The organism is Ramlibacter sp. WS9 (assembly GCF_003797765.1).
Taxonomy (GTDB): Bacteria; Pseudomonadota; Gammaproteobacteria; order Burkholderiales; family Burkholderiaceae_C; genus Ramlibacter.
Genome location: NZ_RKMB01000012.1, coordinates 139,194 through 164,404, shown reverse-complemented (window position 1 = coordinate 164,404; position 25,211 = coordinate 139,194). Strand labels below are relative to the sequence as shown.

The following is a 25,211-nucleotide window of genomic DNA, read 5'->3' as shown; positions in this document are numbered from 1 at the left end:
TTATCCCCAGCCCAGTAGCAGCCATAGGGTCGATCCGGCGGTGGCCCCGTCCAACGAACTTTCGATTTGCACGCCGTGCATGAAGCCCGCCACGCACAGCAACAGTCCCACCAGGATGGGCACCGCGATCTGCCATTCACGCCTTGTCATTCTTTTTCTCCTCCACGAAACGAACCAGTTCCGCAGGCAGCGGCGACAGCAATTCCACGCCCTGGGCCGTCTGCGGGTGCGCGAACGTCAGGCGCCAGGCATGCAGGAACATGCGCTTGAGCCCTTGTTTTTGCAGCGCCCGGTTGAGTTCGAAATCCCCGTACTTGTCGTCACCCGCAATGGCGTGCCCTTGGGAGGCAAGGTGCACGCGGATCTGGTGAGTGCGGCCGGTCTTGATGGTGACTTCGAGGAGCGTGAAGTCGGCCAGCTTCTGCGCGACCTTCACCAGGGTGATCGACCGCATGCCGTCCGGATCGTCCTTGGCCACCACCTTGACCCGCCGCTCGCCGTCGGCCTGCAGGTACTTGTGCAGCGGTACGTCGATGACCTTCTTGTTTGCCGGCCAGGCGCCCACCACCAGCGCCAGGTACGTCTTGCCGGTTTCCCGCTCACGGAACTGGTCCTGCAGCTTTGTGAGGGCGGATCGCTTCTTGGCGACGAGCAGGATGCCCGACGTTTCACGGTCGAGCCGGTGCACCAGTTCCAGGAACTTCGCCGCGGGCCGGGCCTGGCGCAATTGCTCGATGACGCCGAAGCTGACGCCGCTGCCGCCATGCACGGCCACGCCCGCCGGCTTGTCGATCGCGATGAGGTGTTCGTCTTCCAGCAGGATGGGAAATTCCCGCGCCGGCGCCGGTTTCTCCAGTTTTTCGGCGATCTTTTCGGAAACCCGCACCGGCGGCAACCGGATCACATCGCCGGTTTCCACACGCGTATCCGCCCCGGCCCGTCCCTTGTTTACCCGCACTTCGCCGCTGCGAATGATGCGATACACGTGGGTCTTCGGCACTCCCTTGAGCTCGCGGATGAGGAAGTTATCGAGCCTTTGGCCGGCCGAATCTTCCTCCACGGTCACAAATTTGACCTGCGCGCTTGCGGGGGCTGTATCGCCCCCTATAATGTGTTTCACTAGCGTAACGCTGTAAGTGGTTGATTTGCCTTGGAGTTTAGCTCCACGCCCAACCGCCGCCTGCGCTGGAAGGTCGATGCCACCGTTCCCGGAGCTTACAGATTGCCAGCCAGATGCTGTCGATGGTCCGCTCCAGGTGACGTGAAGCCGGCACTTTGAAACACTGATACGGAATACAGCCTGCGGAGCACCGCTTCGCAGGCGGACTAAAGCGAGACATCCTGTGCTGATGGCAATCCTTCTGGCCTGCTGGCGGTGGCTTACAGCCCCGCCGGGCGGCCTGGTATTGCCAACCGCCCGCGTACCGCAGGCCCAGCACGCTACAGACTTTGTAGCGCCCCGGCACCGCCTTTTCGGCGGCCCCCGCCTCGCCCTCCTCCACGCGCCCTTGCCTCGCCGATTGAGCTAGACCTCAGTCACGCGTACGCATACCCGGCAATTCCATCGTTTCAAAGCGCTAGCAGGCATCGTTGACCCGTCATGGGTCGGTGATGTGTTGCGGGACAGGCCAGGATCGCTTGCGATCTGCTCTGTCCCCAACTGACTAAAGGACTAGACGCTATGAAGCGCATGCTGATCAATGCCACGCAGGCCGAAGAACGCCGCCTGGCCATCGTCGACGGACAAAAGCTCCTCGACTACGAAATCGAAATCGAAGGGCGCGAACAGCGCAAGGGCAATATCTACAAGGCCGTCGTCACGCGCGTCGAGCCTTCGCTGGAAGCCTGCTTCGTCGACTACGGCGAAGACCGCCACGGCTTCCTGCCGTTCAAGGAAATCTCCAAGAGCTACTTCGCCCAAGGCGTGCCGGTCTCCCAGGCCCGCATCAACGACGTGATCAAGGAAGGCCAGGAACTGCTGGTCCAAGTCGAGAAGGAAGAGCGCGGCAACAAGGGTGCGGCCCTCACCACTTTCGTGTCGCTGGCCGGCCGCTACGTCGTTCTGATGCCGAACAACCCGCGCGGCGGCGGCGTTTCGCGCCGCATCGAAGGCGACGACCGGGCCGAGCTCAAAGAGAACATGGACCAGTTGGAATACCCCAACGGCATGTCCATCATCGCGCGCACCGCCGGCATCGGCCGCAGCGCGCCCGAGCTGCAGTGGGACCTGAACTACCTGCTCAAGCTCTGGGGCGCCATCGACGGCGCTTCCAAAGGCGGCAAGGGCGCCTTCCTGATCTACCAGGAATCTTCCCTCGTCATCCGCGCCATTCGTGATTACTTCAACCACGACATCGGCGACATCCTGATCGACACGGACGAGATCTACGACCAGGCCCAGCAATTCATGTCGCACGTGATGCCCGAGCACGCCGCTCGCGTGAAGCGCTACCGCGACGATGCGCCGCTGTTCAGCCGCTTCCAGATCGAGCACCAGATCGAGTCGGCCTACGCGCGTGAAGTGAAGCTGCCGTCGGGTGGTGTGGTCGTCATCGACCACACCGAAGCGCTGGTCTCCATCGACGTCAACTCGGCCCGGGCCATCAAGGGCGGCGACATCGAGGAAACCGCGACCCGCACCAACCTGGAAGCGGCCGACGAAGTGGCCCGCCAGATGCGCTTGCGCGACCTGGGCGGCCTGATCGTCATCGACTTCATCGATATGGAAGAGTCGAAGAACCGCCGCGAAGTCGAAAACCGCCTGCGCGACGCGCTGCGGCAAGACCGCGCTCGCGTGCAGTTCGGCACTATCAGCAAGTTCGGCCTGATGGAAATGAGCCGCCAGCGCCTGCGCCCGGCTCTTTCGGAAGGTGCTTCGATTCCCTGCCCCCGTTGCGGCGGCCATGGCCACATCCGCGACACGGAAAGCTCGGCCCTGCAGATCCTGCGGATCATCCAGGAAGAGTCGATGAAGGACGGCACCGCCGCCGTGCACGTGCAAGTGCCCGTCGACGTCGCTTCGTTCCTGCTCAACGAGAAGCGCCCCGAGATCGCGAAGATCGAGCTCAAGCAGCGTCTGTCGGTGATCATGATCCCGAACAAGACGCTGGAGACGCCGAACTACCGGCTCGAGCGCCTGAAGCACGACGACCCGCGCCTGGACAACCTCCAGGCCAGCTACCACATGGCCGAGGAAGTCGAAGACCCGACAGCCGTGACGCGCCGCACGCACGAGCGCACCAACAAGCAAGAGCCGGTGATCAAGGGCGTGCTGCCCGACGCGCCCGCTCCCATCGCCGTGCCCAAGCCCGAGCCGGTGAAGGCTGCCGAACCCGAAGCCCGCAAGCCCGCTGCTGCCGCGCCAGCACCCGTCGTGCCGGCCCCTGCCGAAGGCGGATTCATGGCATGGATCAAGGGCCTGTTCGGCGCTGCGCCCGCCCCGGCGCCCGCGCCGGTCAAACCGGTCGTGGAAGCCAAGAAGGAAGAAAAGCGCGAAGGCGGACGCGGTGAAGGCGGTCGCGGCGATTCCCGCCGGGGCGGCCGTGGCCGTGACGGCGAGCGCCGGGACGGCCGCCGCGGCGAAGGCCGTGGGGGTGAAGGTCGCGGCGGTGAGGGTCGCGGACGCGATGGCGAACAACGCCGCGAGCGTGCCGAAGCCGGCGCAGAAGGCCAGCCCCGCAACGAAGGCGGACGCCAGCGCGATGGTGAACAACGCCGTGGGGAGCGGACGGATCGCGGCGAGGGCCGCGACAACCGCGAAGCCCGTGGCGAAGCACGCGGTGGTGAGCGCGGCGAAAGCCGAGGCGACCGCCAGCGCGAGCGCCGCGACGGCGACCAACGCGCGCCCGAGGGCACGACAGCCAATCTCCAAGCAGGAGCCGATGGCGCGCCGAACGAGCAGCGCCAGGATCGCCCGCCGCGCACCGAACGAGGCGGTGAACGTGGCGAGCGCGGCGAGGGTCGTGGACGCCGTGGCGGCCGCGGCGGAGATCGTGGCCCGCGTGACCAGGCTCCCATCGCCGAAGGCGCCGAAGCAGCGGCATTGGCAGGCGCGGCGTCTTCTGTCGGCGCGGTTGCGGACACCGGACACCAGCAGGCGCCCGCCGCCGACCCGGTGCTGGAATCGCACACCCACCAGGACGTGCGTCCGGCCGATGCGGCTGAAGGCGAAGAGCGCCGTGAACGCCGTTCGCGCGACCGCTACGGCCGCGACCGCCGCGAACGCGGCGATCGCCAGCCGCGTGAAGACGGTGTGCAAGCGCCGGCGGAGAATGTGCAACCCACAGTGGCCGCGAACGACGGTGAGCCCATGCAAGAGCACGGAGAGCGCGGCGAGCGCCTGCGCTACCCCACCGGTTTCGTGAATGACGAATCCGAAGCGCCGGCAACCGTGGCAGCCGCGCCCGTGTATGCAGCCGAACCGGTATCTGCACCGGCGCCTGTCTCAACGGCCGCTCCGGTGGCACAAACCGCCGCGCCTGCCGTCGCGCCCGCAGCGCCCGCCGCTCGCGGCCTGCCCAAGGTGCAACCCTTCCAGCTACCGGTCGACGACCTGGTCCAGGTCGCCGAAGGTTCCGGGCTGCAGTGGGTCAATTCGGATGCGGAGAAGATCGCCGCGGTGCAGGCGGCGATTGCTGCCGAGCCACGTGCACCCCGCGTGCCGCGCGAGCGCCCGCCGGCGATCGTCGTGGACGACGGCCCCCTGGTGCTGGTGGAAACGAAGCGCGACCTGCGCGAAATGAAGCTGCCCTTCGAACAGACCAATCTACCCTTGCAGTAGAGCCTCGCGGCCACTACAAGGCAGAAGCGCGGGCGGCCACTGCGGAACCGGCTTCGCCGGGCCGCTGGTGGCGCCCCCTTGAGGGGGAGAGGGCAAAGCCCGAGGGGGCATCGCCGAAGGCGCTTCGGGGGTGCTTCCTAATCTCCGGCGGCGCGCTTCCAAGCCTGCGCGGCGGTCTGCTCGTCGCCGCGCTCTTCGGCCAGCAGCGCCAGTGCGCGCCAGGCATTGCGGTGCAGCTTGACGTCGCGAAGGCCCATCGCGGCCTGGCTCATCAGCTGCTGCGCCTTGCCCCAGAGCTGGCGCTTCATGCAGGCCATGCCCGCCAGGTATTGCAGTGTGGCGTCTCGCGGATTGGCGCGCTGCGCGGCTTCGATGCGAGCCAGCCAGGCGCCGTCCAGGCTGTCCAGCCCGGCCTCGAGCGTTTGCACCAGCTTCACCTTCATGCCATCGGCCAACTGAGACTCGCGCTCCCACACGGGCAGTAGCCAGTCACGCGCCAAGTGGGCTTCGCCCCCGAGCGCCGTCAGGCGATGTGCCGCGTGGATGGCCAATTCCGGCATCTGGCGTTCCGCCGGCTCGAGTGATGTCCATGCCCGCTGCAGCTGCGCGACGTCGTGCGCACCGTTCAGCAGGTCGATGGCCAAGCCACGCACGATGCTTTCCGCTGCACCGGCCGAAAACGCGCGATGCTTGCCCAGCAGCCGCGCCGTCTCCAGCGCATCCCCCGTCTGCTGCGCCAACCGCGCGGCTTTCAGCTTCATGCGCAGCGCCAGCGTCCGCCGGGCCGCGCCCTGCGGCAAGCTCTTGAGCCAGGTCATTGCCGCCAGAGGCTCGCGGTCGTTCAACGACCAGCGCGCCGCACGCATCAAGGCGCCCTCGCGCGTCTCTTGCGCGTCGCGCGCCGATGCATGCTCCAGCGCCTGCTTCAAATGCTCTTCGCGCGCGGGCCTGTCCTGCAATGCCTGCGCACTTTCGGCGGCCAGCAGGTGGGCCAGCGTGCGCACCTGCGCGGCATTGCCGGTGGCTTGCCCGCCGCCACTGAGCGATCTTTCCTGGCCCAGCGCTGCCTCGGCCGACTTGCGCGCGCGAATGAAACGGCCCGCCAACAGGTGCGAGATCGCATCCAGCAGCGCGCCGTGCATCGACCGTTCTTTTTGCTGCGTGCGCCAGCGCAGCGCCTGGCGCGGCATGTCGAACAGCGCCGACAGCGCCCCCAGCACCGCATGCAAAAACACGAACGCCGCGAACAGCAGCAGCAAGACGAGATTGAGCGAGAGGTCGACCCGGTACGGCGGCCAGAACACGGTCACCGTGCCCTGGTTGTTGCCGGCGAACAGCGCGATCGCCACGGCGACGCCGAACAGCGCCAGGAGCCAGAGGGCAGCACGCATCAGGGGTTACCTTCCGGCGGCGGCGGTTGTCAGCACGGCGAGTGTCTCGTCGATGCGCGGCAGTTCCACCGCACGCAACTGCGCCTGCACTTGCTGCACCAGCGCCGTGGCAACTTGGGTCTTGCGCGCGGCAGGATCGAAGTACTTGCGCAGCGCCGCCGCGGCGGCCGCCACGTCGCCGCGGGCAGATTCTGTCTGCCGCGACAACAGGCCGAGCCGTGCGTTGAGCAGCTTGAGCTTCAGGTTCTCGCGCAGGAAGAACGCCTGGTCGGGTGCGAGCAGCACGGCTTCAGGCTGGTCGATGCGGCTCACGCGCACCAGGCCCCGGGCTTCGTCCCGCACGTCGGCCACCATGCGCTCCCACCACTGCAGCGGTGCCGACGCGGCTTTGCGAGGCGCCGAAGCGCCGCCGGCGGGCGCCACCGCATTGGCCAACGGCAGTTCGTCCACCTGCCGCGCGAGTTCGTCGAGCTTGACAAGCAGGCCCGGCACATCCGTGACGCTGGCCGCCCGCACGCGGTCGATGTCACGCGCAATCGCCGCGCGCACACGGGAGAGCCTCGGCTGGGCGGCGCGATCGAGACGCTTGTCGGCGCTGCGCAGCTCGGCCAGCAAGGGCTCGACGCTGCCGGTGAGCTGGGCCTGCTGCTGCGCGAGGCGCAACCCCGACTCGATATCGACCACGAGGTTCTCGTCGCGAGAGCGCGAGAGGCTTTGCATCAACTCCTCGATCTGGGAGCGCTGCAAGGCCACTTCGGACAAGCGCGTGTCGTTCAGCGCCTGGCGTGCCGCCGTTTCGCGCGCGAGCTCCTGGGCTTGCTTGGCCAGGGTGCGCGCCTCGACCGCGGTGTTGCCGTTGTCGGCGCTCTGCCGCGCGAGCTGTTCCTGGATGTTGGACAGCTTCTGCCAAAGCATGACGCTGGCCGCGAGCGCCAGCGCGGAGACGGCGAGAAACAGGTAGATCACGCCGCGCGACATCAGCACACCGGCGCGCGGCGATGGCGCTGCGTCCACCGGCGGCGGCACTTCCAGCACGGGAACCTGTGACGGGGCTGGGGTTTCGCTGATGGACTCGGGACTCATCGAAACGATTCTAGGGCCGCCACCACAGCGTCCACGGTGGGACGTGACTCGCAAACAACACCGAAGCCGCAGTCGCGCGCAGCGCTCGCGATACGGGGATGCGTCGCGACGGCGCGTGCCTGAGACCAGTCCTGGCCGGGCAGCAGGCCCTGCAAATGCGCCACCGCCTGGGAGCTGCTGAACAGCCACGCGCTGCCGGTGCCCGCCGCATCCCGCGCTTTCTGGCGCTGCGCTTCGCTCCAGACCGGTGCTCGCCGCACATACGCGACGACGGTTTCGACCCGGGCTCCCGCGTCATGCAGCTGGGTCGCCAGCCAGTCGCGCCCGACAGCGGCACCGTCGGCGTCACCGCCGCGGACGATCAGCACGGCGGCGCCCTCTGCGACCTGGCCCCCCACTTGCTGCCACAACGTCTCGGAGTCGAACTGCGCGGAGGATTCCGGCGGCGCGTCGACCAGCGACGCGGGGACAGCCGCTCGCAGCAGCGCGTCGCGCGTTCCGTTGCCGGTGGCCCAGGCGCGGGTCGCCGCGGGCCAGGCCACCCCGTCCGGCCGCTGCGCGAAGAACTCGCGCACCGCGTTGCCGCTGACGAACATCACCGACTGCCGCTGCGCGAGCCGGCGCCACGCCGCGTGCAATGCTGCCGGCTGCGGCACGGGAGCGATGTCGATCAGGGAAAGCAGCAGCGCATCGATGCCGCGCGCCCGCAAGTCTTCGAGCCAGCGCCGGGCCTCGCTTTCGGGCCGGGTGACGACCACGCGCATGGCGCGGCCCGCGTCAGTGAGCGCCGCCGGCGCGCAGCTTCGCCGCGACCAGCGTGCCCAGTTCCGCTGCCTGCGCGAGATCGGCGGCCACGGACGCGGATTGTGAGCGCACCAACGGCGAAGCCGAATCGGGGTCGCCCCATGCCGCCCGAAGCTGCAGGTATTCGCCGGAGAACGTGGCGAAGGCCGCCAATGGCATGGAGCAGCTTCCGCCCATCGCGCGGCTCACGGCCCTCTCGGCGGCCACCGCCATCCAGGTCGATTGGTGCGCGAGCGATCCCAGTAGCTCCAGCAAGTCGGCACGGCCGGCGCGCACCTCGATGCCCAGTGCGCCCTGGCCAGCGGCCGGAAGCATCTGCTCGGGCTCGAAGACCTGCCGGATGCGCGGTTCCAGGCCAAGGCGCTTCAACCCGGCCGCCGCCAGTACGATGGCGTCATAGTTGCCGTCGTCGAGCTTGCGGAGGCGCGTGTCGAGGTTGCCGCGCAGAGGCTCGATCTTCAGGTCCGGCCGGAGCGAGCGCAGCAGCACGACGCGGCGCAGGCTGGAAGTGCCCACCACGGCACCCTGCGGCAGGTCCGAAAGCGTCGCGTATTTGTTGGAGACGAAGGCGTCTCGCGGATCTTCGCGCTCGAGCACGCAGGCCAGTGCGAACCCCTCGGGCAAATCCATCGGCACATCCTTGAGGGAGTGCACGGCCAAGTCGGCGTGGCCCTGTTCCAGCGCCACTTCCAGCTCCTTGACGAACAGGCCCTTGCCACCGACTTTGCTGAGAGACCGGTCCAGGATCTGGTCGCCGCGGGTGGTCATCCCCAGCAGCGAGACCTGGTGGCCGCGTTGTTCCAGCAATGCCTTCACGTGCTCGGCCTGCCACAGCGCGAGGCGGCTTTCGCGGGTGGCGATGACTAGCTTCATGAATCTCGTAACCTGCTTGTAATGCTTTGGGGGTCTCGGATGCTAGCATGCACGCTGCCGAAAAATTAAGCAAAACCATGTCTTCAGCTACGCCGTCCCCGTCTTCGTCCCCTTCCCGGCGCGCCCGCGACAACGAGCGCCCACTGGTGGAAGACATTCGGCTGCTCGGCCGCATCCTGGGTGACGTGATCCGCGAACAGGAAGGCGTCGAGGCCTACGAACTCGTCGAGCGCGTGCGCAAGCTGTCGGTGGCGTTCCGCCGCGACGCCGACCACGACGCCGACAAGGCCCTGAAGTCGCTGCTCAAGTCGCTTTCGGGCGACCAGACGGTGAGTGTGATACGCGCGTTCACCTATTTCAGCCACCTGGCCAACCTGGCCGAGGACCGCCACCACATCCGCCGCCGCGCCATCCACGAGCGCGCCGGCGACACGCAGGAAGGCAGCATCGAGGTCGCGTTGGCCCGGCTGCGCTGGGCCGGCATCGGCACCAAGGCGGTGTCGCAAACCTTGTCGCAAGCGCATCTGTCTCCCGTGCTCACCGCCCACCCGACCGAAGTGCAGCGCAAGAGCATCCTGGACGCCGAGCGCGACATCGCCAACCTGCTCGCGGCCCGCGACGAGATCAAGGCCCGCGCGTTGCCCAAGGACGCATTGGCCCCGCGAGAGCTGGCGGCCAACGAGGCACAGATCCGCGCACGCGTCCTGCAGCTCTGGCAAACGCGGTTGCTCCGCTTCACCAAGCTCACGGTGGCCGACGAGATCGAGAACGCACTCAGCTATTACGAAGCGACGTTCCTGCGCGAAATCCCCAAGATCTATGCCGACCTCGAGCGCGAACTCGGCAACCATCCGGTTGCCAGTTTCCTGCGGATGGGCCAGTGGATCGGCGGCGACCGCGACGGAAACCCCAACGTGAGCGCGCAGACGCTCGAATACGCACTGCGCCGGCAGAGCGAAGTGGCGCTGCGCCACTACCTGACCGAGGTGCACTACCTGGGCGGAGAGCTGTCGCTGTCGGCGATGCTGGTCGGCGTGACGCCCGAGATGCGCGCATTGGCCGACAGTTCGCCCGACGCCAGCGAGCATCGGCTGGACGAGCCCTATCGCCGCGCGCTGACCGGCATCTACTCTCGGCTGGCCGCCACGCTCAAGGAACTCACCGGCGGCGAGGCCGCGCGCCATGCGATCGCCCCGCAAAACCCCTATCTGCGCGCCGAAGAATTCCTGGCCGACCTCCGCACGATCCAGGCATCGCTGCTCGCGCACCACGGCGCCGCGCTCGTGCAGCAGCGCCTTCATCCGCTCATCCGCGCGGTGGAGGTTTTCGGCTTTCATCTCGCGACAGTGGACTTGCGCCAGAGCTCCGACCAGCACGAGGCAGTGATCGCCGAGCTGCTTGCCGAGGCTCGAATCGAGCCGCACTACGCGAAGCTGGACGAAGCCGCACGCCGCACATTGCTGGTCAAGCTGCTGGGCGACGCCCGCGCGCTGCGGGTGATGGGCGCGGAGTACTCCCCTCTCGCACGCGCGGAACTGGCGATCTTCGAGATGGCCAAGCTGATGCGCGAGCGCTTCGGCGCGCAGGCCATCCGCCACTACATCATCAGCCACACCGAGACGGCCAGCGACCTGCTGGAAGTCTTGCTGCTTCAGAAGGAAGTGGGCTTGATGAAGGGGACGCTGGACGACAAGGCCACGAACGAGCTGATCGTCGTGCCGCTGTTCGAAACCATCGAAGACCTGCGCAACGCCGCGCCCATCATGCGCGAGTTCTATGCCCTGCCCGGCATCGCAAAGCTGGTGCAGCGCTCGGGCGCCGAGCAGGACATCATGCTGGGCTACAGCGACAGCAACAAGGACGGCGGCATCTTCACCAGCAACTGGGAGCTGTACCGCGCAGAGATCGCGCTGGTCGCCTTGTTCGACGAACTCGCCAACAGCCACAACATCCAGCTGCGCATGTTCCACGGCCGCGGCGGCACCGTGGGCCGCGGCGGCGGCCCCAGCTACCAGGCCATCCTGGCGCAGCCGCCCGGCACGGTGCGCGGGCAAATCCGCCTCACCGAACAGGGCGAAGTGATCGGCTCCAAGTACGCCAACCCCGAGATCGGGCGGCGCAACCTGGAGACCCTGGTCGCTGCCACGCTGGAAGCCACGCTGCTGCAGCCGACCAAGCCGGCACCCAAGACCTTCCTGCTGGCCGCCGAGGGCCTGTCGCAGGCGAGCATGGCCGCGTACCGCGCGCTGGTGTACGAGACGCCCGGCTTCACCGAGTACTTCTTCGGCTCGACACCGATCCGCGAGATCGCCGAGCTCAACATCGGTTCACGGCCCGCGTCGCGCAAGGCCACGCAACGCATCGAAGACCTGCGCGCCATCCCCTGGAGCTTCAGCTGGGGCCAATGCCGGCTCACGTTGCCGGGCTGGTATGGCTTCGGCACGGCCGTGCAGCAGTTCCTGCAAGAGAACCCGGAGCAACCGAAGCGCGAGGGCCTGGCGCTGCTGCAGAAGATGTACCGCCAGTGGCCCTTCTTCCGTGCCCTGTTGTCGAACATGGACATGGTGCTGGCCAAGAGCGACCTGGCCCTGGCGTCGCGCTACGCCGAGTTGGTGGCCGACGCGCGGCTGCGCAAGCGCATCTTCACGACCATCGAAGCCGAGTGGCATCGCACCGTCGAAGCGCTCCAGGCGATCACCGGTGAAAAGCAGCGGCTCGCGGGCAATCCGGCGCTACAACGCTCGATCCGGCACCGCTTCCCGTACATCGATCCGCTGCACCACCTGCAGGTGGAACTGGTGCGCCGGCACCGCGCGGGCACGCTGGACGACCGCGCGCGGCGCGGCATCCACATCTCAATCAACGGGATCGCGGCGGCGCTGCGGAATACGGGCTAAGGGCCGCTGCGCTCGTCGAGCAAGCGCCCCAGCTCGTCGACCAGCGGGATCAGATCCTCGGATACCGTCTGGTGAACGATCTCATGGTCAACGCCGTCGTAGCCATGGATGATGCGATTGCGCAGGCCAATCGCCAGCTTGAGACCAGCCAATTGATCGGTCAACGCCGGCTCCAGTTTGGCAAGCCGCGAGCAGGCTTCACCCAAAATCTCCAGTTGCCGCTCGACAGCCGACCGCGTCTTGTGATCCAGCAGGTACTGCTCGATCGACAAATCCCCCAGAAACTCGCGGGCGGTCTTGGCCGCCTCGACCGCACCAAGCAGCAGCTTGGGCGCTTTGCCGGTCATAGATCACCACGCGGCTGCTATTGACCGCCTCCTGGAAGAACGGGTTCTGGATGTATCGGGGGCTCACCAGATCGACGGGCCGGCCAAGGAGTTGCTCAAGCGCTTCCGCGAATTCGATCCAACGCCGCGCCTTCGAATCTTTTTCCGCCGGATCGAGCTCCACCAGAAAGTCATAGTCGCTGTGCGCCGCGTCGAACGCGCCGTTGGACGCAGAGCCGAACAACTCCAGATGGCTCACGCCGAATCGCTCGCAGAGCAATGCAATCTGGGCCAAGTGCCTGACGATCCGGGGTTCCATCGGCCCGATTATCCCGTTGGCTCGCAAATTCTCAAAGTCGTCTTCAAGTCCCTAGCAGTTCCCCCACCGGCTTCAGGTGATCGACGCGGTCGCAGATCGCCTTGATCACCATCATGATGGGGATGCCCAGCAGCAGCCCCCACACGCCCCACAGCCAGCCCCAGCCCAGCACGCCGATGAACACCGCCACAGGGTTCATGCGGCTGGCCTTGCTGGTGAGCCAGGGCACCATCAGGTTGCCCTCGATGGTGTTGATGAACAGGGAAGCGCCGGCCACGGCCAGGGCCATGTCGACCTCGCCGAATTGCAGGAACGCCACCGTCCCTGCCGCGCCGGTGACCAGGATGGAACCGATGTAGGGGATGAGGTTTAGCACGCCGGCCGCAAAGCCCCACACCGCGGCGTGCTTCAGACCGAGCGCCCAGAAGACAAGGCCGGTGGTCACGCCCACGGCGATGCTGGCCACCAGTTGCACCAGCAGGTAGCGCTGGATCTGCGAGGTGATCTCGTCCAGCGCCTGCACCGTGATCTTCTTGTTGGCGAGCGTGGGCCCGGTGATCTTCACCAGCTTGCGGCGAAACGTGTCGCCCGAGATCAGCATGAAGTACGTCAGGAACGTCACCACCACCACCTGGCCTATCAGGCTGGCCAGGCCGACGGTGCCGGTCCACAGGTGGTCGCGGATGTTGAACGCGGGCTTCTCGATCACCACGCGCTGCACGCCGCGCGCCGTGGGCGTGGCGGCGCTCGCATCCTGCGCCGCCTGCTCCAGGTGGACGGCCGCTTTTTGCACCGTCACCAGCGGCGTCTCGGTGCTGCTGGTGCGCCGCATCTTGTCGCGCAGTTTCTTGGCGGCCTCCGGCAGCGATTCGACCAGCTGGTTGGCATCGGCGCTGAACGCATAGATCGAGGCGCCGGCCCCGCCGAGAATGCCCAGGATCAGCACCGCCGCGCTGATGGCGCGCGGGATGCGCAGCCGCCCCATCGCATCGACGATCGGCGAGAGCGCATAGCTGAACATGAAGCCGATCATCACGGGGATGAAGAATGCGGCCGCCCACTTGAGCGTGGCCAGAACCGCCAGCACCGTGAGCACGACCAGCGTCACGCTGCGCACGTGCATGGGAACGTGCAGCAGCACGTGCGAAGGATCTTCCGGATCGGCGGCGAGAGGCGCCGGCGCCTCCTTGGGCTCCGAGTCCGGCAACGGGGATACCGGGGCCGCCTTCGGCGGCTGCGACTCGTGGTAATCGGGGTGATCCACTTTTGCGTTCGGGTCAGCCGGACAGCGCTTCGCGCACCGCGCTCAACTGCCGGCGGGAGACCGCCAGGACTTCGTCGATGCCGGTGAGCCTTACGGCCCAGCCTTCACCTTCTTCGGGGTCGTAATGCTTTTCGAGCGCACGCACCGCACGGCGCGACACCAGCGCATTGCGGTGCACACGCAGGAAGTGCGCCGCGTGGCGCTCTTCCAGTTCGCTCAGCGACGCGTCCAGGATGTAGCTCCGGCTGGCCGTGCGCACGGTCACGTACTTCAGCTCAGCCTTGAAGTACAGCACTTCGGCCAGAGGGACCCGCTCGGTGCGCCCGCGATCCTGGATCAGCAGCACCTCGGGCGCCGCCGCGCTTGCCGCGCCGGTCCGCGCTTGCATCACGCGTTCGACTTTCTGCAGCGCCACCTGCAGCCGCTCGAGCCGTACCGGCTTGGTGAGGTAGTCCACCGCGTCCAGCTCGAACGCTGCCACGGCGTGTTCGGTATGGGCGGTGACGAACACCACCGCAGGCGGCTGGGGGAGCGTGCGCAGGGCCTGCGCCAGCACCAGGCCATCGGCACCCGGCATGTGGATGTCGAGCAGCACCGCGTCGAAACGCAGGCGCTGCAACTGCTCCATCGCCGCGGCGGCGTTGCCCGCTTCGCCCGCCACAATGGCCGCGGGCTCGCCGCAATCGCCCAGCAGCGTCCGCAGCCGCGACCGCGCAAGCGGCTCGTCGTCGACCACCAGCACCTGCAAGCTCATACTGGCACCTCCAACCTCACCTGGTAAATCCCGTCCTTCAGCGCCGCCTGGAACTGGCCCTGCACATCGTGCAGCAGGCGCAGCCGGTCACGCACGTTGTTCTGCGCCACGCCGTGGCCGCGCTGGCCCTGGCCTGCCGGCACAGTGTTGGTGACCTTGATCACAACTGAGCTGCCCCTGCGCTGGGTGCTCACCTTGACCTTGGCACCGGCCGCGCTGGGCTCGACGCCATGCTTCACCGCATTTTCCACCAGCGGTTGCAGCATGAGCGGCGGCACGCGCGCGGCGCCCGCGGCCGGGTCCAGTGCCCATTCGACCTGCAGCCTTTCGCCGAACCGCACCTGCTCGATCTCGAGGTACCGCCGCGCCAGCGTCACTTCGTCGGCCAGTGTCACCGATTCGTCCTGCTCCATGAGGGCATGGCGAAACAGCTCGCTCAGGTCTTCCAGGATGGCTTCGGCCCGCGCCGGGTCTTCCCGCACCAGCGCAATCGCGCTATTGAGCGTGTTGAAGAGGAAGTGCGGTCGGATGCGCGCCTGCAGCTCGGCCAGGCGGGCCGCAGTGTCTGCCGGCGCGCGGCCTTTGGCGCGCAGCACCAGCGCGGCAACCAACGCTGCCGCGAGCAGTGCGCCGGCAAAAGCGGATGCCATCCAGGGGGCGCTATTGTCGGTGGCCACCAACGCCATCATCGCGCAGCCATACAGGCCCGCCAGCCCACCCAGCGCCACTCCGCAGGCCTGCTGCCCCGCTGGCGCCAGCCGTGCCAGCACCCGTTTCAGGCTGCAGGCCACGATCAGCCACGCCAGCGTCGCGGGCAGGGCCGCGCCACTGAGCAGAGCAACTCGCAGCAGCCACTCAGCGGGGCCGGCGGCGCCGAACATGGCGCCTATGGACATCACGACCTCGACGAACAGCACGGCCCGCAGCACCACGCCGATATGGCAGGCGTCGAAAACCAGCGCCCGCGCGGGGCGCGCCGGGGCCACCGGGAGGGTCGTCTCCTGGAAGGCCGATAAAATTTGGGAATCTTTCATCAAACAGCGGTTGCCTTCGGCCCGATTATTGGTGATCCTTGCCGCAACCACCCCCGGGGCGAACCCATCCCGGCCGCCTCCAGCCCTCCTTATGAACCAATTCGACAAGAAATCCCAGGCCTGGTCGGCCCTGTTCTCGGAACCCATGAGCGACCTGGTCAAGCGCTACACCGCCAGCGTGTTCTTCGACAAGCGCCTCTGGAAGGCCGACATCGATGGCTCGCTGGCTCATGCGGGGATGCTGGCGGCCCAGGGGATCATCCCCCAAGGCGACCTGTCGGCGATCCAGAAGGGCATGGCACAGATCGCGCTGGAGATCGAAGCCGGGGCGTTCGAATGGAAGCTGGATCTGGAAGACGTCCACCTGAACATCGAGGCGCGGCTGACCCAGCTGGCGGGCGATGCAGGCAAGCGCCTGCACACGGGCCGCAGCCGCAACGACCAGGTCGCGACCGATGTGCGCCTGTGGCTGCGCGGCGAAATCGACCTCATCTCGGCGTTGCTGGCCGAACTTCAGACGGCATTGCTGGATCTCGCCGACAAGAACGTCGAAACCATCATGCCGGGCTTCACCCACCTTCAGGTGGCGCAGCCCGTGAGCTTCGCGCACCACATGCTGGCTTATGTGGAGATGTTCAGCCGCGATGCCCAGCGCATGGGCGATGTGCGCAAGCGCGTCAATTGGCTGCCCTTGGGCGCGGCCGCGCTCGCCGGCACCAGCTATCCACTGGACCGCGAAGCGGTCGCCCGCACGCTGGGCATGGATGGCGTCTGCCAGAACTCCCTGGATGCGGTGAGCGACCGCGACTTCGCGATCGAATTCACCGCGGCGGCTTCCATCGCCATGGTGCACATCAGCCGTTTCTCGGAAGAACTGGTGTTGTGGATGAGCCAGAACTTCAGCTTCATCCAGATCGCGGACCGCTTCACCACCGGCTCGTCGATCATGCCGCAGAAGAAAAATCCGGATGTGCCTGAACTGGCGCGCGGCAAGGCGGGCCGCGTGGTCGGCCACCTGATGGGGCTCATCACCTTGATGAAGGGGCAGCCCCTGGCCTACAACAAGGACAATCAGGAAGACAAGGAGCCGCTGTTCGACACCGTGGACACGTTGAAGGACACGCTGCGCATCTTCGCCGAGATGGTGGGGGGCATCACCGCCAATCCCGAAGCGATGGAAAAGGCGGCTCTGAAGGGCTACGCCACGGCGACGGACCTCGCCGACTACCTGGTGAAGAAGGGCCTGCCTTTCCGGGACGCGCATGAAACGGTGGCTCACGCCGTCAAGGCGGCCGTGTCGCACCGGGTCGATCTGTCGGAACTGCCCCTGGCGGTGCTCCAGCAGTTCAACCCCGCGATCGAGAAGGACGTGTACGACGTGCTGTCGCTGCGCGGATCGCTCAACGCCCGCAACGTCCTGGGCGGAACGGCGCCGCAGCAGGTGCGCGCGCAAATTGCGCTGCACCGCGCGCGTCTCGGCTAGCGTTTACAGGGGAATCTGCGCTACCCTCCAGCTCGCATCAGGAGGGAAGAGTGGGCAAAATCCAAAAAACCATCGTCGCGGCGGCGCTGTGCGCAGCCGCGCTCTCGGCCGGGGCCGTCCAGGTCACCAGCGTCTCGCCGCAAGGCGAAGTTGCCCGGGTACGGCAGGTCGTCGCCAAGTTCGACGAAAGCGCCGTGAATTTCGGCGACCCCAAGGCGCCCGCCCCGTTGGTGCTGGCCTGCAGCGACGCGCAGGCCACCAAGGGCACGGGCCGTTGGACCAGCGACAAGGAATGGGTCTTCGACTTCGAGAACGACCTGCCGCCGGGCGTGAGCTGCACGCTGCAGGTTCGCGCGGGCTTCAAGAACCCCAAGGGTGCGGAGCTGCCGACGGGCAGTGGCTGGAAATTCAACACCGGCGGGCCGTTCGTGCAGCAGGTGCGGCCCGGCACCTACCAGCGCATCGACGAGGAGCAATTCTTCCTGATGCAACTCAATGGCGCTGCCACACCGGCCAGCTTCAAGGACAACGTCTGGTGTTCGGTCGAAGGCCTGGGCGAGCGCGTGCCGCTCAAGATGCTGGAGGGCAAGGAGCGCGCGGACTACCTCAAGTCGCTCGGTATGGAAAAAGCCGCCGCGAAGGACCCGCTGCGTTACCTGACGTTCTCCTGCAACCGGCGCCTCGCACCCAATGCGAAGGTGCAGCTGGTCTACGGCAAGGGCGTCGCCACCCCGAGCGGCATCGCGAACTCCGTGGAGCGCCGCTTCGACTTCCAGGTGCGCGAGCCGTTCGCCGCGACCTTCAGTTGTGAGCGGGAAAACGCGCAGGCCGCATGCCTGCCGATCCGTCCGCTGACGCTTTCGTTCAATGCGCCCGTCGCGCGCGCCCATGCCGAACAGATTCGCCTGAAGTCTGCCAAGGAGAGCCTCAAGCCGGTGCTGGACAAGTCCGACGGAGACGGCGAGACCGTCGTGACATCTGTCACCTTCAAGGCGCCATTGCCGGAGCAGGCGCAGTTCACGCTGGAATTGCCCAAGGACTTCAAGGACGCGTCGGCTCGCCCCCTGCGCAACGCGGACAGCTTCCCGCTCAAGGTCGCCACAGGGGCGATGCCGCCCCTGGCCAAGTTCGCGGCGGCGCCCTTCGGCATCCTCGAGCGCTTCGCCGAACCTGAGGGCGGCCCGATGCTGCCTGTCACCCTGCGCAATGTCGAACCGGGACTGCAGGCCAAGGCGTACGCCCCGGGCCAGGTGAGCGACATACAGCCGCAAACGGACGCGGAGATCATCGCGTGGTTCCTCAAGGTCCAGCGCTATGACGCGTTCAAGGTTTTGCGCAAACAAGCTGCGGTGGACGTGAAGGACAAGCTCCCGAAGGCCGTGGAGCCCGACGAGAAGGAGTGGGTCCAGTCGCGCATGGTCTCGCTGCTGTCCGGGCAGCCGCGCCTGAAGACACTCGACCTGCCCAAGCCCGTCGGGGGCGCCCCGCGGCCATTCGAGGTAGTGGGCATCCCGCTCACTCCGGGCTTCCATGTGGTCGAGATCGCATCGCCGATGCTGGGCCAGTCGCTGCTGGACGAGCGGCACGGCCAGCCTCGCACCATGTACGTCCGCACGTCGGCGCTGGTGACCAACCTGGGCGTGCACTTCAAGCTCGGCCGCGAAAACGCGCTGGCCTGGGTGACAACGCTGGACAAGGGCCAGGCCGTCGCCAACGCCACGGTGCGTGTGTCGGACTGCCGCGGCAAGGAACTGGCCACGGCGCAGACCGACGCCCGCGGCATTGCGAACCTCAAGGGCCTCAACCCCCAAGCGCCGAATTGCATCGGCAGTGCCGACGAGGAGGAGGGCCGCGCTGCCTATTTCATCAGCGCTCGCGCAAAAGATGCACAGGGCGTGCAGGACATCGCCTTCACCTGGAGCGACTGGTACCGCGGCATCGAACCCTGGCGATTCAACGTCCCCACCAGCCGCGAAGCGCTGCCCGACGAGCGCCTGCACACAATCTTCGACCGCACGCTGCTGCGCGCGGGCGAGACGGTGTCGATGAAGCACCTGGTGCGCACGGAAACGCGCAGTGGTTTCGGCCTCCCTGCGTCGGTGCCCGACACGATGGTCGTCACGCATACCGGCAGCGGCCAGCAATTCACGCAGCCGCTGGCCTGGCGCAAGACCGCTACCGGCGGGCAGAGCGCTGAGAGCACCTTTCAGATTCCGCCCGGCGCCAAGCTCGGCCAGTACCAGGTGGAGCTCAAGGGTGGCACGCGAGGCGGCCAGGCGTCAGGCGAATTCCGCGTTGAGGAATTCAGGCTGCCCGTCCTGGAAGGCCGCATCGGCCCGGCCCAGAAGGAAGCCCTGGTCAACGTCAAGGCCGTGCCCACCGACGTGCAAATCAACTACGTCTCGGGTGGGCCCGCGGTGGGCCTGCCCGTACGCGTCTCGGCCCTCCTGCGCGCGAAGCCGCTTTCGTTCCGCGACTACGACGAGTTCAGCTTCTCGCCACCACGTGGCAAGCGCGAAGGCGGCACCGAGGGCGAGGAGGAAGCCGCCGCGTCGCAGGACCAGCGCGTGATCGCCGACAAGCTTCCGCTCACGCTTGATCGCAGCGGCGCGGGCAAGCTCACCATTCCCGAGATTCCCGCGGCACGCCAGCCGCGCGAGCTGCTGATGGAGGCGACCTATGCCGACCCGAACGGCGAGGTGCAGACCATCCGCAACGTGGCGACGCTCTGGCCGGCCGGCGTGGTGGCCGGCATCAAGACCGAAGGCTGGGTTTCGGCCAGCCAGAAAATCCGCTTCCAGGCGCTCGCGCTCGACCTCACCGGCAAGCCGGCGGCGGGCGTGCCGCTTGAAGTGAAAGCCGCTGCGCGCGTCGTCACCACCAGCCGCAAGCGCATGGTCGGCGGCTTCTACACCTACGACAACAAGACCGAGGTCAAGGACCTGGGCCAGGTCTGCAGCGGCACGAGTGACTCACGCGGCCTGCTCCTGTGCGAAACGAAGATCGGCGAGCCCGGCGAGGTGGAGCTCATCGTCTCCGCCAAAGATGCGCAGGCCAACACCATCCAGGCAGCGAGCTCCGTATGGGTGACGCGCCAAGGCGAACTGTGGTTCGGCGGCGAGAACCACGACCGCATCGATGTCCTGCCGGAGAAGAAGGCCTACCAGCCTGGCGAGACGGCTCGTCTGCAGGTGCGCATGCCGTTCCGTTTTGCCACGGCGCTCGTGACCGTGGAGCGCGAAGGCATCGTCGAGACACAGGTCGTCCAGCTGAATGGCGAAGATCCAACGATCAACCTGCAGATCAAGGAAGGCTGGGGGCCGAACGTCTACGTCGGCGTGCTGGCGTTGCGCGGGCGGCTGCGCGAGGTTCCCTGGTACAGCTTCTTCAGCTGGGGCTTCAAGGCGCCGCGCGAATGGTGGACGGCGTATTGGTACGAGGGCCGCGAGTACGTCGCACCCACCGCGATGGTGGACCTCAGCAAGCCGGCCTTTCGCATGGGCCTGGCCGAAATACGCGTGGGCACCAAGGGCCACCAGATCGACGTGGCGGTGAAAGCCGACAAGCCGAGCTACCCGGTGCGCGGCAAGGCGCGGGTCGTCGTCACGGCGAAGCTACCCAATGGACAGCCGGCAGCCAACGCCGAAATTGCGCTGGCCGCTGTCGACCAGGCGCTGTTGGAGCTCATGCCCAACACCAGCTGGAACCTGCTGGAGGCGATGCTGCAGCGGCGTGCGTGGGGCGTGGAGACTTCGACCGCGCAGATGGAAATCATCGGCAGGCGCCACTACGGCCGCAAGGCGGTGCCGGCCGGCGGCGGTGGCGGCAAGGGCCAGACGCGCGAGCTGTTCGAGACGCTGCTGCTGTGGAATCCGCGGGTCGCGCTCGACGCGAATGGCCAGGCGACGGTCGACGTGCCGCTGAACGACGCGCTGACGACGTTCCGTATCGTTGCCATCGCCGACGCGGGCACCGGCCTGTTCGGCACGGGGCAGACCGACATCCGCACGACGCAGGATCTGCAGATCATCAGCGGCCTGCCGCCGCTGGTGCGCGAGGACGACCAATACCGCGCTCAGATCACCCTGCGCAACACGACCGCCAAGCCGATGAAGGTCGAAGTCGCGCCGCGCGCAACGCTGTTGACACTTCAGCCACAGACTGTCGACATCCCTGCAGGAGAAGCGCGCGAGGTGGCCTGGACCGTCACCGCGCCGGCGCAGCTCGCGCAAACGCGCGCCGAGGCCATCCTGTGGGAAATTGAAGCCAAGGACACGCTCGGCGGCGCCCGCGATGCGCTCAAGGCCCGGCAGCGCATCGTGCCCGCGGTTCCGCTGACGGTGCAGCAGGCCACACTGGTGCAGATCGACGGGTCCCTCTCGCTGCCGGTGGCGGCTCCGGCGGACGCCCTGCCCGGTCGCGGCGGCTTGCGGCTCGCGCTGCAGCCGAAGCTGGCGGAAGGTCTTCCCGGCGTGCGCGATTGGTTCGCGGCCTACCCGTTCATCTGCCTCGAGCAGAAGACCAGCAAGTCGGTGGGCCTGCGGGATGGCAAGCTGTGGCAGACGGTCGTCGCTCAGATACCGACCTACCTGGACGGCGACGGTCTCGCCAATTACTTCCCGCCGCGCGATGGTGAGGGCAACCGCGGCAGCGACGCGCTGACGGCCTACCTGCTGGCGGCGACGCACGAAGCTTCAGCGCTCGATCCCGCCTTCGCCATTCCGGACGACGTGCGCGCGCCGATGGAGCGCGGCCTGATCGCTTTCGTGGAAGGCCGCATCCAGCGCGAGTTCTGGAGTCCACGCAAGGACCTGGACATGCGAAAGCTGGCTGCGCTGGAAGCACTGTCGCGTTACGGCAAGGCGCAGGGCCGCATGGCGGGCAGCATCACGATCGCGCCGAACCAGTGGCCAACCCATACGGTGATCGACTGGCTGCTGGTGCTCAAGCGCGTGGCCGATGTGCCTCAACGCGAGCAGCGCATTGCCGAGGCCACGCAGGTGCTGCGTTCGCGGCTGTCCTACCAGGGAACGAAGCTGATCTTCAGCACCGAGCGCGACGACTACTGGTGGTGGCTGATGACCAATGGCGACGTCAACACGGCGCGCCTGCTGCTGGCGGTGATGGACGACCCGGCGTGGAAAGACGACATGGGACGCCTGGCCAATGGCTTCATCGCGCGCCAGCAGCGCGGCGCCTGGCACACCACCACGGCCAACTTGTGGGGCGGGCTGGCGCTGGAAAAGTTCTCGGCGAAGTTCGAGAGCGTGCCCGTCGCCGGTGTGACGCGCGCAGTGATGGGCGCGGGCACGGCTGCGGTCGACTGGAGCAAGGTCGATCGCGTCAAGGCGTCCGACGCAGCCGGCGCCGCGCACCAGACCAGTACGTTCGGCGCGCCCGCGTCTGCTGGGAACCTTCGCAACAACACGATGTTCCTGCCGTGGGCGCAGGATGCCGCGAAGGACACCCTGAGCGCCACCCACCAGGGCGCGGGAAAACCGTGGCTCACGTTGCAGTCGGTGGCGGCCGTCGCGCTCAAAGCGCCTTTCAGCGCGGGCTACCAGATCACACGCACGGTCACGGCGGTGGAACAAGCCGTGCCAGGCAAATACTCGCGCGGTGACGTGCTGCGGGTGAGCCTGGAGGTCAACGCGTCGGCGGACATGACCTGGGTCGTCATCACCGACCCGGTGCCCGGAGGCGCGACGATCCTGGGCGGCGGCCTGGGCCGCGATTCGCAGATCGCCACGCAGGGCGAGAAGCGCGCGGGCTGGTCGTGGCCGGCATTCGAAGAGCGCAGCTTCGAATCCTTCCGCAGCTACTACGAGTACCTGCCCAAGGGCGTCGTGAAAATGGAATACACGCTGCGCCTGAACAACGTCGGCGAGTTCGCGCTGCCGCCGACCCGGGTCGAGGCAATGTACGCACCCGAGATGTTCGGCGAAACGCCGAACGCCAAGGTGAAGGTGGAGGCACGCTGATGTTGCGTACCGCCGCGGCCGTCCTGGCGCTGCTGTGCGGGCTGCCGACGGCGGCCCGCGCGCTGCCGTCGTACGACGAGGTCAAGGCAGATTTCAAGTCGTCGGAAACGCTGGTGCTCGACCGTGACGGCGAAGTGCTCCAGCGCGTGCGCACCGATCTCACGGTTCGCCGCGGCGCCTGGACAGTACTGGGGGATGTTTCGCCGGCGCTGCGCACGGCCATGGTGCTGTCCGAGGACAGGAATTTCTACGAGCACAGCGGCGTCGACTGGAGCGCGGTGTCGGCGTCGGCATGGGGCAACCTGTGGAACACCCGCACGCGCGGCGCCTCGACGATCACGATGCAGCTGGCCGGGCTGCTGGACGAGGACTGGAAGCGCGGCGCAGGCGGCCGCAGCGTCGCGCAGAAGCTCGGCCAGACCGTCGCCGCCCGTGTGCTCGACCGCCGCTGGCGCAAAGACCAGATCCTGGAGGCGTACCTCAATCTCGTGCCTTTCCGCGGCGAACTGGTGGGCATCGACGCGGTGTCGCGCACGCTTTTCGGCAAGGCACCGCACGGCCTCGACGAGCGGGAGGCCGCCGTAGCGGCCGCGCTGGTGCGGGCGCCCAATGCGCGCCCGGCGCAGGTTGCGCGCAGGGCGTGCCAGGTGCTCCAGGCGATGCAGCGCGCGGCCGGCCGGTCGGACTGCGATGCCCTGGACGTGTACACAACAGGCGCCCTCCAGCGCAAGGCGCTGGCTGCATCCGACGGCATCGCCCCGCACGTCGCCCGCGCCCTGGTCAAGCAGTCGCCCGGCCAGGAGCGCGTCGTTTCGACGCTGCGCGCACCGCTGCAGCGCTTTGCTTTGGACACCTTGCAGCGCCACCTGCGCGAACTGCGTGGCCGTAATGTCGAAGACGGCGCCATCGTGGTGCTGGACAACGCGAGCGGGGAAGTGCTCGCCTGGGTCGGCTCATCGGGCGTGCTGAGCGACGCCGCCGAAGTGGACGGCGTCACCGCGATGCGGCAACCCGGCTCGACGCTCAAACCCTTCCTGTACGCGCAGGCCATAGCCGAGCGCCGCATCACGCCGGCGTCGTTGCTTGAGGACTCCCCTGCCCATATCCCCACCGCGGGCGGCCTCTACATCCCGCAGAACTATGACCGCCAGTTCAAGGGCTGGATCTCGGTGCGGACGGCCCTTGGCGGCTCGCTCAACGTCCCGGCGGTCCGCACCCTTGTCATGGTGACGCCCGACGCCTTCGGGCGCCAATTGCGCGCCCTCGGATTGCCGCTGAAGGAGACGGGAGACTTCTACGGCTACAGCCTGGCCCTGGGCAGCGCCGAAGTGTCGCTGCTGTCCCTCGCCAATGCGTATCGCTCGCTGGCCAACGGAGGGGCCTACAGCGAGACCACCACGGCGCGCCGCACGCCGTCGGCGCCCCGGCGCCAGGCCATCGACCCGCGCGCCGCCTTCATCGTCGGGGACGTTCTTGCCGACGGCAACGCCCGCGCACGCACGTTCGGGACCGACAGCGTGCTCGCCACACGCTTCTGGAGCGCGGTGAAGACCGGCACCAGCAAAGACATGCGCGACAACTGGGCCGTCGGCTGGTCACAGCGCTACACCGTGGGCGTGTGGGTCGGCAACGCCAGCGGCGCGGCCATGCACGACGTGAGCGGCACCAGCGGCGCCGCGCCGGTCTGGGCAAGCGTCATGAACCATCTGCATGCGCGGGAACGAAGCAGAGCGCCTGCGCCGCCGCCGGGTCTGGTCATGGGCCCGGCTCGCTTCGGCGATTCCCTGGAAGCGCAGCGCTCCGAATGGTTCCTGCAAGGCACCGAACAGCCGTTGTTCGCGATCGACTCGCCGCAGGACGGAAAGGCCAAGGGCCGTAGCGGTGCGCCGGCGGCCGGCGGCACGGCACGCATCACCGCGCCGGCCGAGGGCACGATCGTCGCGCTCGATCCCGACATCCCGCCCCTACGCCAGCGCCTCGCGTTCAGTGCGCAGGGCGGCGGCCGTTGGCTGATCGACGGCAAGGAGATCGGGCGCGGCCAGGCCGCCCAGTGGCTCCCCTGGCCCGGCCGCCATCGCGTCCAGCTGGTCGACGCGCGCGGCGCAGTCCTTGATGAAATCCGCATCGAAGTGCGCGGCGCCGGTGTGAAAGTCGGGGCCAAGGCCGGCGTGCGGCATCCGTGAGCAAATTTCGGCGGCGTCGCAAATTTTCTCAACCCGGCG

At 67.5% G+C, this 25,211-nt stretch carries 15 protein-coding genes and 1 pseudogene; 5 read left to right on the top strand and 11 right to left on the bottom strand.

Going from position 1 to position 25,211, the window contains the following annotated elements; translation table 11 throughout:
• Together EEB15_RS33730 and EEB15_RS18750 are read right to left on the bottom strand one after the other, a co-directional pair.
• Window positions 1-150, bottom strand: a complete 150-nt coding sequence (locus EEB15_RS33730) for a hypothetical protein (RefSeq protein WP_158290167.1) — start codon at window positions 148-150, stop codon at window positions 1-3.
• A complete protein-coding gene (locus EEB15_RS18750) occupies window positions 137-1,120 on the bottom strand; it encodes an RluA family pseudouridine synthase (RefSeq protein ID WP_141511394.1) in 984 nt (327 codons plus the stop codon). The genes EEB15_RS33730 and EEB15_RS18750 overlap by 14 nt, the downstream gene beginning before the upstream one ends.
• A 561-nt stretch (window positions 1,121-1,681) precedes the next feature.
• On the opposite strand from EEB15_RS18750, the gene EEB15_RS18745 reads away from it, so the two are divergent.
• Entirely contained in the window at window positions 1,682-4,780 is a 3,099-nt protein-coding gene (locus tag EEB15_RS18745) for an Rne/Rng family ribonuclease (RefSeq protein WP_141511393.1), read from the top strand.
• Window positions 4,781-4,917: 137 nt separating this feature from the next.
• Here EEB15_RS18745 and EEB15_RS18740 read toward each other — a convergent pair whose 3' ends face one another.
• From EEB15_RS18740 to hemC, 4 genes are read right to left on the bottom strand one after another with little or no spacing between them, the layout of a single operon-like run.
• The gene (locus EEB15_RS18740; RefSeq protein WP_141511392.1) at window positions 4,918-6,171 is read right to left on the bottom strand and encodes a heme biosynthesis protein HemY; all 1,254 of its coding nucleotides are present in this window, start codon (window positions 6,169-6,171) and stop codon (window positions 4,918-4,920) included.
• A gap of 6 nt (window positions 6,172-6,177) precedes the next feature.
• Window positions 6,178-7,254 carry a uroporphyrinogen-III C-methyltransferase gene (locus tag EEB15_RS18735; RefSeq protein WP_141511391.1) on the bottom strand — a complete coding sequence of 359 codons (1,077 nt, stop codon included), beginning with the start codon at window positions 7,252-7,254 and terminating at the stop codon, window positions 6,178-6,180.
• Window positions 7,251-8,018, bottom strand: coding sequence for a uroporphyrinogen-III synthase (locus EEB15_RS18730; protein ID WP_141511390.1), 768 nt, complete (start codon window positions 8,016-8,018; stop codon window positions 7,251-7,253). Before EEB15_RS18730 ends, EEB15_RS18735 begins: the two co-directional genes overlap by 4 nt.
• A gap of 13 nt (window positions 8,019-8,031) precedes the next feature.
• The gene (hemC, locus tag EEB15_RS18725) at window positions 8,032-8,931 is read right to left on the bottom strand and encodes a hydroxymethylbilane synthase (protein WP_141511389.1); all 900 of its coding nucleotides are present in this window, start codon (window positions 8,929-8,931) and stop codon (window positions 8,032-8,034) included.
• Between the two features lie 77 nt (window positions 8,932-9,008).
• Between hemC and ppc the strand changes: the two genes are divergently transcribed.
• The gene (gene ppc, locus EEB15_RS18720) at window positions 9,009-11,828 is read left to right on the top strand and encodes a phosphoenolpyruvate carboxylase (protein ID WP_141511388.1); all 2,820 of its coding nucleotides are present in this window, start codon (window positions 9,009-9,011) and stop codon (window positions 11,826-11,828) included.
• On the opposite strand, the gene EEB15_RS18715 is transcribed toward ppc, so the two are convergent.
• The 5 genes and pseudogenes from EEB15_RS18715 to EEB15_RS18695 all read right to left on the bottom strand — a co-directional run bounded on the left by EEB15_RS18715 (window position 11,825) and on the right by EEB15_RS18695 (window position 15,525).
• Entirely contained in the window at window positions 11,825-12,175 is a 351-nt protein-coding gene (locus EEB15_RS18715; protein WP_141511387.1) for a DUF86 domain-containing protein, read from the bottom strand. The two genes, ppc and EEB15_RS18715, sit on opposite strands and share 4 nt — an antisense overlap.
• Before the next feature lie 19 nt (window positions 12,176-12,194).
• A pseudogene (locus tag EEB15_RS34650) lies at window positions 12,195-12,473 on the bottom strand (nucleotidyltransferase family protein); the annotation flags it as partial.
• Window positions 12,474-12,516: 43 nt separating this feature from the next.
• A complete protein-coding gene (locus EEB15_RS18705) occupies window positions 12,517-13,737 on the bottom strand; it encodes an AI-2E family transporter (protein ID WP_233259541.1) in 1,221 nt (406 codons plus the stop codon).
• A gap of 13 nt (window positions 13,738-13,750) precedes the next feature.
• Entirely contained in the window at window positions 13,751-14,491 is a 741-nt protein-coding gene (locus EEB15_RS18700) for a LytTR family DNA-binding domain-containing protein (RefSeq protein WP_199236567.1), read from the bottom strand.
• The gene (locus EEB15_RS18695) at window positions 14,488-15,525 is read right to left on the bottom strand and encodes a sensor histidine kinase (RefSeq protein ID WP_141511385.1); all 1,038 of its coding nucleotides are present in this window, start codon (window positions 15,523-15,525) and stop codon (window positions 14,488-14,490) included. Before EEB15_RS18695 ends, EEB15_RS18700 begins: the two co-directional genes overlap by 4 nt.
• Before the next feature lie 91 nt (window positions 15,526-15,616).
• On the opposite strand from EEB15_RS18695, the gene argH reads away from it, so the two are divergent.
• The 3 genes from argH to pbpC are packed head-to-tail and all read left to right on the top strand — an operon-like array spanning window position 15,617 to window position 25,172.
• On the top strand, window positions 15,617-17,008 hold the full coding sequence (gene argH, locus EEB15_RS18690; RefSeq protein WP_141511384.1) for an argininosuccinate lyase: 1,392 nt from the start codon (window positions 15,617-15,619) through the stop codon (window positions 17,006-17,008).
• A gap of 50 nt (window positions 17,009-17,058) precedes the next feature.
• The gene (locus EEB15_RS18685) at window positions 17,059-22,989 is read left to right on the top strand and encodes an MG2 domain-containing protein (protein ID WP_370283703.1); all 5,931 of its coding nucleotides are present in this window, start codon (window positions 17,059-17,061) and stop codon (window positions 22,987-22,989) included.
• On the top strand, window positions 22,989-25,172 hold the full coding sequence (gene pbpC, locus EEB15_RS18680; protein WP_141511383.1) for a penicillin-binding protein 1C: 2,184 nt from the start codon (window positions 22,989-22,991) through the stop codon (window positions 25,170-25,172). Before EEB15_RS18685 ends, pbpC begins: the two co-directional genes overlap by 1 nt.
• The last annotated feature ends 39 nt before the right edge of the window (window positions 25,173-25,211 follow it).

Excerpts from the sequence above, each read along its gene's own strand:
- EEB15_RS18695 (WP_141511385.1), bottom strand. The coding sequence starts at position 15,525 with ATGAAAGATTCCCAAATTTTATCGGCCTTCCAGGAGACGACCCTCCCG.
- argH (WP_141511384.1), top strand. The coding sequence starts at position 15,617 with ATGAACCAATTCGACAAGAAATCCCAGGCCTGGTCGGCCCTGTTCTCG.
- EEB15_RS18745 (WP_141511393.1), top strand. The coding sequence starts at position 1,682 with ATGAAGCGCATGCTGATCAATGCCACGCAGGCCGAAGAACGCCGCCTG.
- ppc (WP_141511388.1), top strand. The coding sequence starts at position 9,009 with ATGTCTTCAGCTACGCCGTCCCCGTCTTCGTCCCCTTCCCGGCGCGCC.
- pbpC (WP_141511383.1), top strand. The coding sequence starts at position 22,989 with ATGTTGCGTACCGCCGCGGCCGTCCTGGCGCTGCTGTGCGGGCTGCCG.
- EEB15_RS18730 (WP_141511390.1), bottom strand. The coding sequence starts at position 8,018 with ATGCGCGTGGTCGTCACCCGGCCCGAAAGCGAGGCCCGGCGCTGGCTC.
- hemC (WP_141511389.1), bottom strand. The coding sequence starts at position 8,931 with ATGAAGCTAGTCATCGCCACCCGCGAAAGCCGCCTCGCGCTGTGGCAG.
- EEB15_RS33730 (WP_158290167.1), bottom strand. The coding sequence starts at position 150 with ATGACAAGGCGTGAATGGCAGATCGCGGTGCCCATCCTGGTGGGACTG.
- EEB15_RS18735 (WP_141511391.1), bottom strand. The coding sequence starts at position 7,254 with ATGAGTCCCGAGTCCATCAGCGAAACCCCAGCCCCGTCACAGGTTCCC.
- EEB15_RS18740 (WP_141511392.1), bottom strand. The coding sequence starts at position 6,171 with ATGCGTGCTGCCCTCTGGCTCCTGGCGCTGTTCGGCGTCGCCGTGGCG.
- EEB15_RS18700 (WP_199236567.1), bottom strand. The coding sequence starts at position 14,491 with ATGAGCTTGCAGGTGCTGGTGGTCGACGACGAGCCGCTTGCGCGGTCG.
- EEB15_RS18715 (WP_141511387.1), bottom strand. The coding sequence starts at position 12,175 with ATGACCGGCAAAGCGCCCAAGCTGCTGCTTGGTGCGGTCGAGGCGGCC.